Here is a 14,793-nt window from a genome sequence, read left to right as displayed (position 1 = left end):
CCGCCCCCGCTGACCCCCCGCACCCCGCCCGCCTGCGGGTTTGCGCCCGCGCCAACGGGAAAGCAGCGCGCGTGCCCAGGGGAGGGTTCCGGCGGTCGTCGCCGGTTGGGGGGAAATCATGCAGGAAATCCGCACGATCAACCGCGCGCTCTCGTCGGTACTGACACTGGTGGGGCTGGTCGGGGCGTTCGTCCTGTTGTCGGTCGCACCGGCTCGGGCCGGCGAGAACGTCTTCGTCGAGGTGACACCGAACAGCGCCCAGGCCGGTAGCCGGGTCAGCATCAAGGCAAGCTGCGACAACGACAACAACAACCGCCAGTCCAATGTGCACTCCGACGCGTTCGGGAACGTGACGCTCAAACCGGACAGGGGTTTCCTGACCGGACAGGCGACCATTCCGCGTGACAAGCCGGCCGGTGACTACCCGGTCGACCTGCGCTGCGAGAACGGCCAGACCTCGTCGACCACGCTGACAGTGCTGAACATGGCCTCACCCAGCAAGGGGCCGGCGACCGGTGGCGGCGGAATGGCCGGCGGTCGCGGCACCGGCTCGTTGCTGGTGCTCGGTGGCGTCGCGTTGGTGGCCACCGCGATCGGGCTCGGGATGGCCGGCGGCCGACGTCGATCGGGAGCCGGCTCCTGAGCCGGATCACCAATGACCCGCAGATCCGCGCGTGCGCGGCCGGACCGCCGCGCCCGCCTCCGGGCCGGGCCGGCGCTGCGCGCGTCCGGCCGGCTGGTGGCACGCGTCTCCGGGCGGCTGCGCCGGGTCGCCGGGCAGGCCGTGTCGGCAAGTGTCACCACCACCGATCCGGCCGCCCGCCCGCTGCCGCCACGGCGTCCGGCCGGGCCGCCGTCGGCCCGACACCGATTCGCTACGAGCCCCGGGTTGCCGGTGCTGGCCATCGGCGCGCTGATGGTGCTGATCGTGGCGATGCTCGGCGTCGAGCAGGTGACCGGGATGAGCCTGCTGCCGGACCGGCTCAGCGCCGGCCTGCGACCACCGCCGAAGAAGTTCCCGGTGCTGCCGGCCAGCCAGCCGACCAGCCTCGCCATCGAGGAGATCGGCGTGCGGGCGCCGGTGCACGCCGTGGGCATCGCCCCGGACGGCACGATCGCCGTGCCGGACGCGGGCCGCGCCCAGGAGGCCGGGTGGTACGACCAGGGGCCCACCCCGGGCCAGTACGGTCCCGCCGTGATCGTCGGGCACGTCGACACCACCAGCGGCCCGGCCGTCTTCCACAAACTCCGCGAGCTGCGTTCCGGTGACGAGATCGAGGTCACCCGCACCGATCAGCGGGTGGCGGTCTTCGAGGTGAACTCGGTGGAGAAGTTCGACAAGGGCCGGCTGCCGGTGGACGAGGTGTACGGGGACTTCAGCCGCCCGAGCCTGCGACTGATCACCTGTGGCGGGCAGTGGGTCGGCGGCGAGACCGGCTACGCGGACAACGTGGTGGTCTTCGCCTCGCTGGTCAAGGCGCGTTCCGGCGGCTGAGCAGCGTCGAGGTAGTCGGCCAGCCGGGCGGCAGCGGTGAGCATGGCCCGGCCCCGCTCGGTGAGCCGCTGCCGCCACTGGCCCAGCGACGCGGCGAGCGGTTCCGCGCCGCCCGCGTCGCGCACCCGGCGCAGCACGTCGGCGATGTGGTCGAGCCGGTATCCGCCCCGGCGCAGCAGGTGGGCCAGTTCGGCGTCGCGGACGTCGTCAGCCGAGTAGACGCGGTAGCCGGTCGCCGCGTCACGCACCGGCCGCAGAATCCCGGCCCGCTCCCATTTGCGTAGCGTGGCCGGTCGTACACCGAGCCGGTGGGCCAGCACGCTGATCGGCACGGCTCTGCGGCTCTGCGGCTGCGGCGGCGCCCCGGTGAGCGTCGCCACCGCCGCCTCGACCGCGTCCAGGGTCTCCCGATCGCGCTGGAGCAGGGCATGACCCTGGTCGACGACGCGCAACGCCGTGTCGATCTCACCCCCGTTGACGGCCCGCATGATCTCGCCGCTGGCCGGATAGCCGTGGCCCACGATCAACGCGAGGTAGGCGCTCAGGGCCTTGGCGTGCAGCTCGGTGAAGCGACGGTAGCCGTTCGGGGTGCGCTGGGCCGGCGGCAGGACGCCGTCGCGTTCGTAGTTGCGCACGGCCTGCGCCGAGAGGCCGTGCGCCCGCGCGAGATCCACCGGTCGGCGTACCACCGGGTTTGAAGGTTTTGTGGCTGTCACCGCGCTCCGCCGCTGGTAGGTCTCAACCGCTGGTTCAACGATACGGTTCATGGAATGGCATCTTTTCTCGACCTGCTGGCGGCATCCCCGGACCTGCTCGCGCTCGGTGAACCGACGCACGGTGAATCCGCCTTCCTACAGCTGCGTAACGAGGCCTTCCTGTCGCTGGCGGAGCACGGCTACCGCTCGATCGCCCTGGAGAGCGACCGGGCGGCCGGGCTGATCGCCGACGAGTTCGTGCGGGGCGTCGCCGACGTGACGCTCGACCGTGCGCTCGCCGAAGGGTTCAGCCACGGGTTCGGCGCGTACCCGGCCAACCGCGACCTGCTGCTGCGGATGCGGGAGTGGAACGCCGGACGGCCGGACGCCGAGCGCCTGACGTTCCACGGCTTCGACGCCCCGGTCGAGCTGGACAGCGCGCCGAGCCCACGCCACCACCTTCACCAGGTCTGCCACTTCCTCGGCGTGGACCGGTCCGCCGAGATCGACGACCTGATCGGGGACGAGGCGCGGTGGAGTGACCCGGCCGCGATCTGGGAACCGGGCCGTTCGGTCGGCCGCTCGGTCGACGCGCAGCGGCTGCGGGTGCTCGCCGACGACCTGCTGACCGAGCTGTACCTGCGGGCACCGGGCAGGTCCGAGGGCTGGCCGGCAGCGTTCGTGCACGCCACGGCCGCAGTGGGGTTGCTGCGCTACCACGCCGCGGCCGCCACCCCGGTGGCGCAGGAGGAACGTTTCAACCGCCTGGCCGCGGTCCGGGACGCGCTGATGGCCGAGAACCTGCTCGCGATCCGGGCCGTCGAGGCCCATCGCGGACCCACAGTGGTCTTCGCGCACAACGCGCACCTGCAACGCCACCAGAGCACGATGATGCTCGCCGACAGGCAGCTGACCTGGGCCGGCGCCGGCGCGATCGTCGCGGCGCTGCTGGGTGACCGGTACGCGGTGATCGCCGGCAGCCTCGGCGCGAGCCCGGCGCTCGGCATCGGTGCGCCCGCCGCCCCGACCTACGAGGGCAGACTCCAGCAGCGGACCAGCCTGCCCCGGTACCTGCCGGCGGCCGACGTCGCGCCGGCCGAGCGGCGGACGCACGACTACCGCTACTTCCCGCTGGATCAGGCCACGATCGACCACGCCGACGTGGTCCTGCACATCCCGACCGGTGTCGACGCGGCAGTGCTCGCCGATCGGATCCTCGCGCTGCCCGACGTCGAGCAGGTCGTGGCGAGCGAGGAGAACGGATCACCCGAGGCGGCGTGGGGCGACCGGTTCTTCCACGTGGGCCCGGACCGCCGCCAGCCGTTCGCCACCATCGTCGAGCACGACGTGCCCGGCTTCGATGAGGCCGCACAGCTCGACCGCCCCGGCGTCTTCCGCCTCAACCTGGACCTCGGCCGAGCCGAGTTCGAGCGGCTGTTCGGCTTCCCGCCCAAGGAGTTCGAGGAGCACCGGCACGAGTTCGACTTCGCCCGGCTGGACACCCTCGCGCCGCACCCGGGCTACGCGCTGTACGGGTTCGCCAGCGTCGTCATGCCCGGCCCGCACCTGCTGCCCGAGATCGACCGGCTGCTCGCGGTCGCGCACCGCCGCGCTGTCGACCGCCACGAACGCGCGACCCGCCGGGCACCTCACCCGCAGTCCGGAGCCTGACCACGCCCCTCGACGTCAGGCGGCGGCCTCGGGCTCCCGCAGGTCCAGCCAGTCGGCCCAGCGGGGGTCGGGGGCGCGGTGCCCGAGGACCCGCCAGGCGGTGCCCTTCGGGGCGGCCGGCAACGCGTGTAACCGCCACCCCATCTCGGCCGGGGTCTTGTCGCCCTTGGTGTGGTTGCACCTGGCGCACGCGGCGACCACGTTCTCCCAGGCGTGCCGACCGCCCCGGCTGCGGGGGAAGACGTGGTCGATGGTCTCGGCCGGGCCCCGGCAGTAGGCGCACCGCCACCCGTCCCGGGCGAAGATCGCCCGCCGGGACAACCCGACATGCGTTCGGTACGGCACCCGGACGAAACGCGTCAGCCGGACCACCGACGGCACCGGGAGCGCGTCCCGGGCGCTGTGCAGGATGCCGTCGCCATCGGCGACGCAGACCGCCTTGGCGGAGAGGACGAGGATCGCGGCGCGACGCACCGACACGACACACAGCGGCTCGTAGGTGGCGTTGAGGACCAACGCGCCGGAGCCCACCGTGGGTCGTATGTCAGGCATCGCGCTCACCCTCCCGGTTCAGCGGCTGCTGGGGACCGCCGTCGACCGGGGCCGGGCACAACGGCCCACACGGTCGACGCCGGGCCGATCACCGACGTCCGTTGCGCCAATAGTCCCTGATCGGACCCCGGATTGCACGTACTAATCTCTCTTCTGGTAAGCGGATCACCCGCGCCGGGTCGGGTAGCTGCTCACCGGACACCTCGGTTTCGAACGCTTCGGTACTCAGCCTCGACCGATCGGCCAACGGGTCCAGTAGCCATCGCCTTCTATCGTCACCGGCATGATCGAGAAGCTGTCCGCCGCCACCGTGCGCCACCGGCACGTTGTGCTGACCCTTGGGCTTCTCCTGGTCGGCGTGAACGCCGCAGCCCCGGAGTCCGCGTCCGCCGTCGGGCAGCGCCTGCTGTTCCTCCTCTCCCTGACCGCCCTGGTTCTGGCGGCCGTCGTCATGGGGGTGCGTCCGGCCTCCTTCGTGGTGCAGCCGCAGATTCCGGCGTTCGCCACACCCGGGCCCGCCTGGACGGTGTTCTTCGCCCTGGGCTACCTCGGGCCCGCGTCCGCCCACATCGGCGCACTGCTGCGCGCGAGCAGACAGGGCACCCTGTCGACGTTCGACGTGGTTCTCGGTGTTCTCTGGGTGCTGCTGGCCGCGCTGATGGTGACGTGGGCGTGGCGGGGTCACGGGGTACGACTGCATCCGTCCGGGGTACGGCAGACCTGGCCGCTGGGCTCGCTCACCGTGCCGTGGGAGGCGATGCTGGCGCCGCAGGTTCCTCCGGCGGCCGACCGTCGTCCGTGGCTCCCGATGCGGATCACGGAACCTGAACTGGTTCGGGGGCGCGGCATCCCGCGCAGCCGGCGGGCGTTGCGGACGGACGTCGTCGATCCGGGATTCCTCGCCGCGGCCATCGGGCACTACGTCGCGCACCCCGAACACCGGGCGGCGATCGGCAGTCACGCCGAGTACGAACGGCTGAGCGCCGAGTTGCCCGCGAGAGGGTGAGCAACGACCGGCAGGCCGGCCGGCCGGTGGGGTCACCGGCCGGTGGGTCGGCGGCGGGCGCTCGGGCTCCTTACGGTACGAAGACAGGGTGAGTGCCGCCAGCGTGACGCCGCTAGCCCTGTCCGACGCCGTCTCGGTGAACTGCCAGGGCAGCACCTCCTGCGAGTTGATCTACCGGATCACCGGGTCCGGCTGGTTCGCCGAGGGCAGCTACTGGGTCCTGCTCAAACCGCTTCGGGTGCTGCTGATCCTGGCGCTGGCGATGGTGGCCCGGTGGGCGCTGCACCGGACGATCAACCGGTTGGTGCGGACCACCACCGACGGCGCGGTGCCGACGATGCTGCGGCCGCTGCGCGAGCGGGTGCCCACCGCCGCCGTCGATCCGGCCGAGTTCGTCCCCGAGCGACGACGGCAGCGGGCCGAGGCGATCGGGTCGGTGCTGCGCAGCCTGACCACCGCGTTCGTCTTCGGCATCGCGCTGCTGATGATCCTGCGCGAGTTCAGCTTCGACCTGGCTCCGCTGCTGGCCAGCGCGGGGATTGCTGGCGTCGCGCTGGGCTTCGGTGCGCAGAGCCTGGTGAAGGACCTGATAGCCGGCCTCTTCATGCTGATCGAGGACCAGTACGGCGTGGGCGACAACGTCGACCTGGGCGAGGCGATGGGTGTGGTCGAGTCGGTCGGCCTGCGGGTCACCACGGTGCGCGACGGCCGGGGCGTGCTCTGGTACATCCGCAACGGCGAGATCATCCGGGTGGGCAACAAGAGCCAGGGCTGGGCCCTCGTGGTGGTGGACCTGCCGATCGGCTTCAACAGCACCGAGGAGGCCACCGCGGTGCTGCGGACGGCCGCCGCCTCGGTCGCGATGGACCCGGAGCTGTCGCCGGAGATCGTGGAGGCACCCGAGGTGCTGGGGGTCGAGCAGGTGACGGTGGACGGCGCGGTGATCCGCACAGTGGTGAAGACGACCGCGGACGGGCAGTTCGCTGTGGGTCGGGAACTGCGTCGGCGGCTCGCGGAGGCGCTGGAGAATTCGGGGATCACCGCGCAGATCGCGGCGGCCCGCATCTATCCCGGTCTCTCGACCCGGCCGCTGTCCGACGGTGAGACTGGTCAGGGCGGCGCCACCTGACCCGGCGACATCGTCCTGCGATTCAGGGGTCGCGAGCCGGCCGGCCCCTCGGGTATCGTCCGTTCGTTCAGTCGGGGAGGCGACGAACGACCCGTTCGACCTAGCTAGTTGTCAGACGATCGGGCAGAATCCGGAACACGCGTTCCCACCAAAGCGTGATCACATCCTCGCTGATCCGTAGATCTGACGAGAGCTTCCGGCCGTGCTGCCACGAGCGGCCAAGCCGGGGCCGATGGAGGCGACGGTGCCTAACGAGCGACCTTCCGCGGAAGGCCCGGCCACATTTCGCGAAGTGTTCTCCCAGCGTGAGTTCCGGGCTGTGTTCGTGGCGAGCGCGCTCTCCTGGGTCGGCGACTATGTAGCGAAGGCCGCAGTCACCCTGCTCGTCTTCCAGCAGACCCGGTCCGTCGCGCTCTCCGCGGCCGCCTTCGCCGTCAGCTTCCTGCCCTGGCTGCTCGGCGGTCCGGTGCTGGCCGCACTCGCGGAGCGGTACCCGTACCGGCGGGTGATGGTGGCGTGCGACCTCATCCGGATGGCGCTGATGCTGCTCATCGCCATTCCCAGCCTGCCGTACCAGGCGGTGCTGGTGCTCATCTTCGCCGCCACGTTGGCCAACCCCCCGAGCCAGGCGGCGAAGTCCGCGCTGATCCCGCAGTTGCTCACCGGGGACCGGCTGGTGCTGGGGCTGTCGCTGAACAGCAGCGTCGGGCAGGCCGCCCAGGTGGTGGGGTACGCCTTCGGCGCCGCTCTCGCCGCGATCACCCCGGAGGTGGCGCTGCTGTTCAACGCGGCCACCTTCGGTCTCTCGGCGCTGCTGGTGCGCCTGGGCGTGCGCGACCGCCCGGCGGTGATGAACCCGGCGCATCGCAGTCACCTGCTGCGCGAGACCCGCCAGGGGTTCGGCATCGTGTTCGGCACACCGGTGCTGCGGGCCATCGCGGTGCTGGTGTTCAGCGCGATGCTCTTCTCGATCGTGCCCGAAGGGCTCGCCGCGGCCTGGGCCAACGACGAGGGTCGCGGCGCCGTCAGTGCGGGCACCGCCCAGGCAGCGATCATGATGGCGAACCCGATCGGCTTCATCCTCGGCGGGTTGCTGGTGAGTCGCCTGTTCGGGCCGGCCCGCCGGCTGAAGCTGATGCGGCCGCTCGCGGTGCTCGCCCCCCTGATGCTCGTGCCGGCCCTCCTCGATCCCCCGCCGTTGATGGTCGCGCTGCTCGCCGCGCTCTGCGGGTTCGCGGTCGCCGGCATGATGCCGATGGCCAACGGGTTGTTCGTCCAGGCGCTGCCGGACGGGTTCCGGGCCCGCGCCTTCGGCGTGATGGCCACCGGTGTGCAGGTCATCCAGGGTTTCGCGGTGCTGGTCACCGGGGTGCTCGCCGACCGGTTCCCGATCCCGATCGTGGTCGGGGTGTGGAGCGCGGCCGGGGTGGTGCTCATGGCGGTGGCCACGCTGCGCTGGCCGGACCGGCAGACGGTGGACGACGCGATCACCGCCGCCGCGAAGGCCAACGTCGAGCCGCCGGCCGTCGGGCCCGACGGCCCTCCCGGTGACCGCCTGCCGGAAGGCGCCACCGCCGACCCGCACGCCGGTGACGGCCACCGCCGGCACGCCGTCACCTGACCCGTCGGGCCGAGGTCGACACGAGCGGGTCGGACGCCCGGCATCGGGAGGCGTCGACCCGGCGTGATCCGACGCACGCCGTGCGGGTCGGGTCGGCCCGGGGCGCACCTGGCAGGATGGATCTGTGACTTCCGCAGGCGAATCCGACCGTCCCGGTGCGTCGATGACCCTCTTCGAGGCGGTCGGCGGCGAACCCACCTTCCGCAGGCTGGTCGACGAGTTCTACGCCGGTGTCGCCACCGATCCCCTGCTGCGCCCCATGTACCCGGAGGAGGACCTGGGCCCGGCCGCGGACCGGATGACCCTGTTCCTGATGCAGTACTGGGGCGGGCCGAACACCTACTCCGCCCAGCGCGGGCACCCGCGGCTGCGGATGCGGCACGCGCCGTTCCGGATCGGCGCGGCCGAACGGGACGCCTGGCTGCGGAACATGCGCCGGGCCGTGGATCGACTCGACCTTGAGCCGGAGATCGCCGGCACCCTCTGGGACTACCTGGAGCGGGCCGCGTACTTCATGGTCAACGTCGAGGACGACCCCGCCCACGGCGTCTGACCCGCCCGGCCCGCCGCACCGTCAGAGCAGCGCGCCCTCGTCGTGCAGCCAGTCCACGAAGCTGGTGGCGACCGCCGCGCCGCAGTCGAGCATCTCGACCAACAGCGCGTCGTGGGTGCCGGCACCGAGCGGCACCTGAAGCTCCGCGTAGATCGGCAGCTGACCGCGCTCGGTCGGGTCACCGATGTACGCCTTGCAGAACCGGCGGGTGTGGTTCCACTCGTTGACCACCCGGTACGCCCGGTCGGCCCAGTCCGGCGGGACCGTGGCGTGCGGACGGGCCCGCATGACGAGGATCTCGTCCTCGGGGCCTTCCAGTGTGACCAGTACGGCGTGCCGCTCCCACATCGCCAGCAGGTTGCCGTCGCCGTCGGCCAGGTAGCGCACGTCCAGTAGATCGAGTGCGTCACAGACCCGGCGCAGGCTCACCGGCTCGACGGTGGCGGGCATCTCGGTCAGCACTGGCCGCTCGTTGGACGGGCAGTCGTCCCCCGGCTGGCGAGGGCTGGGCGGACCAATCCGGACCGCACTGTCGACTGTGATCCCGCTTCGGGCTTCCGGATCGCCGCCGTCGGCGGGACCGGGGCGCCATGACCACCACGGCATCGCTCGCGCACCTCACTCCCCAGCGGATCCAGTCGCCTACGGTGCGTTGGATCCGAGGATGGACGGTACCCGGACAGCCGGGTTGAAGCACCCCCCCAACGACCGCCCCTGACCAGAAGAATGAACCGGGGTCATCCGTTCGGACGAGCCCTCAGGGGTGTCACGGCAAGATCCGTGGCCTTCTGCAACCACGCCGCTCCGTGCGGTCCCACCAGACCGACCCAACGACCGGCCACCCGCACCTGAACGGTGTCCCCGCCCTCGCCGGCCGGCGAGCCGTCGGCGGCGCCGAGGAAGCCCATCCGGACCACCCCCTGCACCAGCCGCTGCGGCACCTCGACCGGCACGGCGGGCTTCCCGTCCGGGGTGATCAGCACCGCCACGTGGTCAAGCAACGCGTCGCGCAGCGCCCGCTGGCCCACAGCCCGGCCGGCGACACCCTGCTCGCTCGCCGTCCGCAGGGTGCCCGCCGCCGCGTCCGCGATCCGTCGCAGCTCGGCGACGGGCAACGCCTCCACCTGCTGGCTCCGCGCCGGCGGCAGCGGCCACCGCCACTGGGCGTCCCGCCGGGCCGGCAGGGCCGTACCGCCGCGCTCCAGCTCGGCGAGCAGCTCCGCGGCGGCCAGCGTGACGTCCTCGGCGACACCGTCGGCCGGCCCGCCGGCAACGGTGCGGACCACCAGAACCTGCCACGGCAGCCGGGCCCACAGCGCGACCCGGCCGGGTGCGCCGGCCGGCCGCAGCCGGACCGGCGCGGCCGGGTCCAGTCGGACCAGCCGGGCCAGGAAGGCACCCGCGTCGGCCACCCCGGCGACACCGTGCGTCGACGCCGCCACCCGGCCCGGCCCAGCGGTGCCCGGCCGGGTCACCCCGCACCGCCCTGCGGTGCGTACGTGAGCAGGAAGTCCCGTTCCTCGGTGGTGATCCGCCGGGGCACCTGACGGGTCAGGTCGAACGGCACCAGCACGGAACGGGCCCGGCTGGCCAGCACGTCGCCGTCGTACAGCTCGTAGGCGACGGTGAACCGGGAGGCCCTGATCTCCTCCACCCACAGCTCGATCCGTACGGTGGGCGCCGCCTCCGCGGTGGCCCGGCCGAGCGCGTAGTCGACCGGGCGCAGGTAGTCGACCTCGTGACGGCGGATCACCACCCCGTCGGCGAACGAGCCGACACCCCAGGCCCGCCCGCCGGCGAACATCAACGCGACCCGCGCCTCCTCGTACAGGGTGAGGAAGCGCGAGTTGTTGACGTGGCCGTACGCGTCCAGGTCGGACCAGCGCAGGGTGCAGTGGTAGACGAAGCGATCAGACACCGTCTGCGCCGGTCAGTCGCGGGTCAGCTTGCGGTAGGTCACCCGGTGCGGCCGGGCGGCCTCCGCGCCGAGGCGGTCGATCTTGTTCTTCTCGTACGCCTCGAAGTTGCCCTCGAACCAGAACCACTTCGCCGGGTTCTGGTCGTCGCCCTCCCAGGCCAGGATGTGCGTGGCGACGCGGTCCAGGAACATCCGGTCGTGGGAGATGACCACGGCGCAGCCGGGGAACTCCAGCAGCGCGTTCTCCAGGCTGGACAGCGTCTCCACGTCCAGGTCGTTCGTCGGCTCGTCGAGCAGGATGACGTTGCCGCCGATCTTCAGGGTCAGCGCCAGGTTGAGCCGGTTGCGCTCGCCGCCGGAGAGCACCTTGGTCGGCTTCTGCTGGTCCGGGCCCTTGAAGCCGAACGCGGCGATGTACGCCCGCGACGGCATCTCGACCTTGCCCACCATCAGGTAGTCCAGGCCGTCGGAGACGACCTCCCAGACGGTCTTGTCGCCGTTGAGGCCCTCCCGGTTCTGGTCGACGTACGACAGGGAGACCGTCTCGCCGACCCGGACCGACCCGCCGGTCGGCTGCTCCAGCCCGACGATGGTCTTGAACAGGGTGGTCTTGCCGACGCCGTTCGGGCCGATGATGCCGACGATGCCGTTGCGGGGCAGCGAGAACGACAGGTTGTCGATCAGCAGCCGGTCACCGAAGCCCTTGCTGAGGTTGTTCGCCTCGATCACCGTGCTGCCCAGGCGCGGGCCCGGCGGGATCTGGATCTCCTCGAAGTCCAGCTTGCGGGTCTTCTCCGCCTCGCTGGCCATCTCGTCGTAGCGGTCCAGGCGGGCCTTGGACTTGGTCTGCCGGGCCTTGGCGTTGGAGCGAACCCAGTCCAGCTCCTCGGTGAGGCGCTTCTTCATCTTGGCGTCGCGACGACCCTCGACGGCCAGCCGGGCGGCCTTCTTCTCCAGGTAGGTGGAGTAGTTGCCCTCGTACCCGATGGCCCGGCCGCGGTCCAGCTCCAGGATCCAGCCGGCCACGTTGTCGAGGAAGTACCGGTCGTGGGTGATCGCCATGACGGTGCCGGCGTACTTCGCCAGGTGCTGCTCCAGCCAGGAGACGCTCTCCGCGTCCAGGTGGTTGGTGGGCTCGTCGAGCAGCAGCAGGTCGGGCGCCTCCAGCAGCAGCTTGCAGAGGGCGACCCGGCGGCGCTCACCGCCGGAGAGCTGGGTCACGTCGGCGTCCGGCGGCGGGCAGCGCAGCGCGTCCATGGCCAGTTCGAGCTTGGAGTCGATGTCCCAGGCGTCGAGGTGATCAAGCTCCTCCTGGAGCTTGCCCATCTCCTCCATCAGCTCGTCGGAGTAGTCGGTCGCCATCTGCTCGGCGATCTTGTTGAACCGCTCCAGCTTGGCCTTGGTCTCGGCGACCGCCTCCTCGACGTTGCCGAGCACGGTCTTGGCCTCGTTGAGCGGGGGCTCCTGGGCCAGCATGCCGACGGTGTAGCCGGGCATGAGCCGGGCCTCGCCGTTGCTCGGCTTGTCCAGGCCTGCCATGATCTTGAGGAGGCTGGACTTACCGGCGCCGTTGGGGCCGAGCACACCGATCTTGGCCCCCGGCAGGAAGCTCAACGTCACGTTGTCGAGCACGACCTTGTCGCCGTGCGCCTTGCGGGCCTTTTCCAGGACGTAGATGTACTGGGCCACGGTGCGGGCTACCTCCGTCGGTTGCTGTCGCTGATCGGCGGCGCGGCGCGGGCTGCGAGGACCGCCCGCCGCCGCCGGCCGGGAGCCGGCCGCGCGCACGCCATCGTCAATCCTGACAGGTACGACGCGCTTCGCCCACATCACCCCACCCCAGGAGTACGCCGGCGAGCCGCATTGCCGAGGCCGGTATGACTCGCTAGCGTTTTCGTATGACCAAGAAAATCGCTGTCAGCCTGCCGGACGACGTCGCCGACCGCCTGTCGCTAGAGCCGAACGTCTCCGCATTCGTGGCGCGGGCGGTGCGGCGCCAGATGGCGGGCGAGAAGACACGGGAGATGCTCGCCAGCGCGGGCTTCGTGATCACCGATGAGGACATCGCTGAGGCCCACGCGGAGATGGAGCAACTCAGGGCCCGGATCACCCCGGAGCTGCGTGAGCAGGCCGCCCGACTGCAAGCCGAGGTGCTGGCGGCACGCGCCGGGGGGCGCGTCACACGCGCCAGGGTGCTCGAGTGATCCCCTTCGGTCTGGCGCTGGACACTGCCGCCCTACTGTCCTTCGCCTCCGGCAGCAAGAATGTCGGCAAGAAGATCGCCGAGACCGCCGACTACAGCCAAGAGGTGCTCGTGCCCGCCTTGTGTCTCGCGCACGCACACGAGCGCGTCGCACCCGCTCAGTGGGAGATGCTCGAACTGCTCGTCGCACTGCCGCACGTGCAGGTCACCTCCGTCGAGGCGAACATGTGCGGCTACCTTGGGGGCTGGTCACGCCGCATGGAGGGTCGGATGGACCTCGCACAGTTGGCGATGGACGCCGCCGCACACCCTCTCGTTCCGATCATGACGGATCGGCGGGAACTGCTGGGTGAGGTGTTGCCCAAGGAATGGCCGATCATCGACCTCTGACCAGGGCGGCTGTCGAGAAGATCACCTTCGGGGTTCGGTCAGACCGGGGCGGGTAGGAGACTCCGGCACTAGGCACAAGACGCCGCAGCTACGCTCAGTACGCTCAGCGCGGTGGACCCGTCAGTACCCGGAGGTGGCCGATCGTGACCGTCCGTAGCTCCTTTGTCGTAGTGGCGAACCGTCTGCCGGTCGACGAGGTGAGCACACCCGAGGGCCGGCAGTGGCGACGTAGCCCTGGCGGGCTGGTCACCGCGCTGCATCCCGTCCTCGCCGAACACCAGGGCACCTGGGTCGGCTGGGCCGGTGGCACCGGCGCGGCCCCCGAGCCGTTCGACCTGGAGGGGATCCGGCTGCACCCGGTCCCGCTCAGCGCCGAGGAACTGGAGCGCTACTACGAGGGCCAGTCCAACGCGACGATCTGGCCGCTCTACCACGACGCGGTGGAGACGCCGGCCTACAAGCGCCGGTGGCGCGAGGCGTACCGCCTGGTCAACGCCCGGTTCGCGGAGGCCGCGGCCGACGTGGCGGCCGAGGGCGCGACGGTCTGGGTGCAGGACTACCAGCTCCAGTTGGTCCCGGCGATGCTCCGTGAGCTCCGCCCGGACCTGCGGATCGGGTTCTTCCTGCACATCCCGTTCCCGCCGATCGAGCTGTTCATGCAGATGCCGTTCCGCACCGAGATCCTGCGCGGCCTGCTCGGCGCCGACCTGGTCGGTTTCCAGCAGCGGCTGGCCGCGCAGAACTTCGTCCGGCTGGCCCGGCACCTGCTCGGACTGCGCTACGAGGGGCAGATGATCCAGGTCGACGGTCGGCAGGTGAAGGCGGGCGCCTTCCCCATCTCGATCGACACCAAGGAAATGGAGCGGATGGCCGCCGACCCGGCGGTCCAGGCCCGGGCCAAGCAGATCCGCGCCGAACTGGGCGACCCGAAGACGATAATCCTGGGCGTGGACCGACTGGACTACACCAAGGGCATCGAGTTGCGGCTCAAGGCCTTCCGGGAGCTGCTGGCTGACGGAAAGTTGACAGTTCCCGACGCGGTCATGGTTCAGGTCGCCACGCCCAGCCGTGAGCGCGTGGAGCACTACCAGGCACTACGGGTCAAGGTGGAGCGCGAGGTCGGCCGGATCAACGGCGAGTTCGGTCGGGTCGGCGTGCCGGCGGTCCATTACCTCCATCAGTCGTACAGTCGCAGTGAGCTGGCGGCGATGTACGTTGCTGCCGACGTGATGATGGTGACCCCGCTGCGAGACGGAATGAACCTCGTGGCGAAGGAATACGTAGCATCACGTGCCGACCAGGGTGGCGCGCTCGTACTCAGTGAGTTCGCCGGTGCCGCCACCGAGCTTCGCCAGGCATTTTTGTGTAACCCGCACGACCCGGACGCGGTCAAGGACGCCCTCCTCCGGGCCGTGCACGTGGAGAAAACCGAGGCACGCCGCCGGATGCGGACAATGCAACGTCACCTGCGTACCCACGACGTGGGCCACTGGGCCAAGTCTTTCCTCTCGGAGCTCGGAGTTCCCGAGGCGGAGGCCGAGTGAACACGTCCGTCAACGA

Annotated in this window: 16 protein-coding genes; 10 read left to right on the top strand and 6 right to left on the bottom strand. The window is 71.0% G+C overall.

Features of this window, described 5'->3' with window-relative positions; all coding sequences use genetic code 11:
- The first annotated feature begins 118 nt into the window (after positions 1 to 118).
- Complete coding sequence (locus QCZ28_RS27635) at positions 119 to 643, top strand: hypothetical protein (RefSeq protein WP_279519370.1); 525 nt, start codon at positions 119 to 121, stop codon at positions 641 to 643.
- Between the two features lie 75 nt (positions 644 to 718).
- Positions 719 to 1,495, top strand: coding sequence for a class F sortase (locus tag QCZ28_RS27630; RefSeq protein ID WP_279519377.1), 777 nt, complete (start codon positions 719 to 721; stop codon positions 1,493 to 1,495).
- Here the strand turns inward: QCZ28_RS27630 and QCZ28_RS27625 are convergent.
- Complete coding sequence (locus QCZ28_RS27625; RefSeq protein ID WP_279519369.1) at positions 1,438 to 2,169, bottom strand: TioE family transcriptional regulator; 732 nt, start codon at positions 2,167 to 2,169, stop codon at positions 1,438 to 1,440. The genes QCZ28_RS27630 and QCZ28_RS27625 overlap by 58 nt on opposite strands.
- 96 nt (positions 2,170 to 2,265) lie before the next feature.
- Here QCZ28_RS27625 and QCZ28_RS27620 point away from each other — a divergent pair, with 96 nt between their 5' ends.
- Positions 2,266 to 3,861, top strand: a complete 1,596-nt coding sequence (locus tag QCZ28_RS27620) for a DUF6194 family protein (RefSeq protein WP_279519368.1) — start codon at positions 2,266 to 2,268, stop codon at positions 3,859 to 3,861.
- Positions 3,862 to 3,876: 15 nt separating this feature from the next.
- Here the strand turns inward: QCZ28_RS27620 and QCZ28_RS27615 are convergent, their stop codons facing one another.
- Positions 3,877 to 4,413, bottom strand: coding sequence for an HNH endonuclease (locus tag QCZ28_RS27615; protein ID WP_030333470.1), 537 nt, complete (start codon positions 4,411 to 4,413; stop codon positions 3,877 to 3,879).
- A gap of 283 nt (positions 4,414 to 4,696) precedes the next feature.
- Between QCZ28_RS27615 and QCZ28_RS27610 the strand changes: the two genes are divergently transcribed.
- The 4 genes from QCZ28_RS27610 to QCZ28_RS27595 all read left to right on the top strand — a co-directional run bounded on the left by QCZ28_RS27610 (position 4,697) and on the right by QCZ28_RS27595 (position 8,722).
- Positions 4,697 to 5,419 carry a hypothetical protein gene (locus QCZ28_RS27610; RefSeq protein ID WP_279519367.1) on the top strand — a complete coding sequence of 241 codons (723 nt, stop codon included), beginning with the start codon at positions 4,697 to 4,699 and terminating at the stop codon, positions 5,417 to 5,419.
- Positions 5,420 to 5,537: 118 nt separating this feature from the next.
- Complete coding sequence (locus QCZ28_RS27605; RefSeq protein WP_279519376.1) at positions 5,538 to 6,548, top strand: mechanosensitive ion channel family protein; 1,011 nt, start codon at positions 5,538 to 5,540, stop codon at positions 6,546 to 6,548.
- 232 nt (positions 6,549 to 6,780) lie between these two features.
- Entirely contained in the window at positions 6,781 to 8,169 is a 1,389-nt protein-coding gene (locus tag QCZ28_RS27600; protein ID WP_279519375.1) for an MFS transporter, read from the top strand.
- A gap of 124 nt (positions 8,170 to 8,293) precedes the next feature.
- Positions 8,294 to 8,722: a globin gene (locus tag QCZ28_RS27595; RefSeq protein ID WP_279519366.1), complete on the top strand. Its 429-nt coding sequence runs from the start codon at positions 8,294 to 8,296 to the stop codon at positions 8,720 to 8,722.
- 21 nt (positions 8,723 to 8,743) lie between these two features.
- Here the strand turns inward: QCZ28_RS27595 and QCZ28_RS27590 are convergent, their stop codons facing one another.
- The 4 genes from QCZ28_RS27590 to ettA all read right to left on the bottom strand — a co-directional run bounded on the left by QCZ28_RS27590 (position 8,744) and on the right by ettA (position 12,329).
- Complete coding sequence (locus QCZ28_RS27590; RefSeq protein WP_279519365.1) at positions 8,744 to 9,328, bottom strand: YbjN domain-containing protein; 585 nt, start codon at positions 9,326 to 9,328, stop codon at positions 8,744 to 8,746.
- 131 nt (positions 9,329 to 9,459) lie between these two features.
- On the bottom strand, positions 9,460 to 10,197 hold the full coding sequence (locus tag QCZ28_RS27585) for a hypothetical protein (RefSeq protein ID WP_279519364.1): 738 nt from the start codon (positions 10,195 to 10,197) through the stop codon (positions 9,460 to 9,462).
- Entirely contained in the window at positions 10,194 to 10,640 is a 447-nt protein-coding gene (locus QCZ28_RS27580; protein ID WP_279519363.1) for a thioesterase family protein, read from the bottom strand. Before QCZ28_RS27580 ends, QCZ28_RS27585 begins: the two co-directional genes overlap by 4 nt.
- 12 nt (positions 10,641 to 10,652) lie before the next feature.
- Positions 10,653 to 12,329: an energy-dependent translational throttle protein EttA gene (ettA, locus tag QCZ28_RS27575; protein WP_279519362.1), complete on the bottom strand. Its 1,677-nt coding sequence runs from the start codon at positions 12,327 to 12,329 to the stop codon at positions 10,653 to 10,655.
- Positions 12,330 to 12,538: 209 nt separating this feature from the next.
- Between ettA and QCZ28_RS27570 the strand changes: the two genes are divergently transcribed.
- From QCZ28_RS27570 to QCZ28_RS27560, 3 genes are all read left to right on the top strand, one after another.
- Positions 12,539 to 12,844, top strand: coding sequence for a hypothetical protein (locus QCZ28_RS27570; protein ID WP_279519361.1), 306 nt, complete (start codon positions 12,539 to 12,541; stop codon positions 12,842 to 12,844).
- Positions 12,841 to 13,233 carry a hypothetical protein gene (locus QCZ28_RS27565; protein WP_279519360.1) on the top strand — a complete coding sequence of 131 codons (393 nt, stop codon included), beginning with the start codon at positions 12,841 to 12,843 and terminating at the stop codon, positions 13,231 to 13,233. The genes QCZ28_RS27570 and QCZ28_RS27565 overlap by 4 nt, the downstream gene beginning before the upstream one ends.
- Positions 13,234 to 13,376: 143 nt before the next feature.
- Positions 13,377 to 14,777: a trehalose-6-phosphate synthase gene (locus QCZ28_RS27560; RefSeq protein ID WP_279519359.1), complete on the top strand. Its 1,401-nt coding sequence runs from the start codon at positions 13,377 to 13,379 to the stop codon at positions 14,775 to 14,777.
- Positions 14,778 to 14,793: the final 16 nt, after the last annotated feature.

The sequence above is a fragment of the Micromonospora sp. DH14 genome, assembly GCF_029809455.1.
In the GTDB taxonomy this organism is placed as follows: domain Bacteria; phylum Actinomycetota; class Actinomycetes; order Mycobacteriales; family Micromonosporaceae; genus Micromonospora; species Micromonospora parva.
The sequence above is the reverse complement of the archived record's forward strand: the minus strand, read 5'-3'. Positions and strand labels throughout refer to the sequence as shown.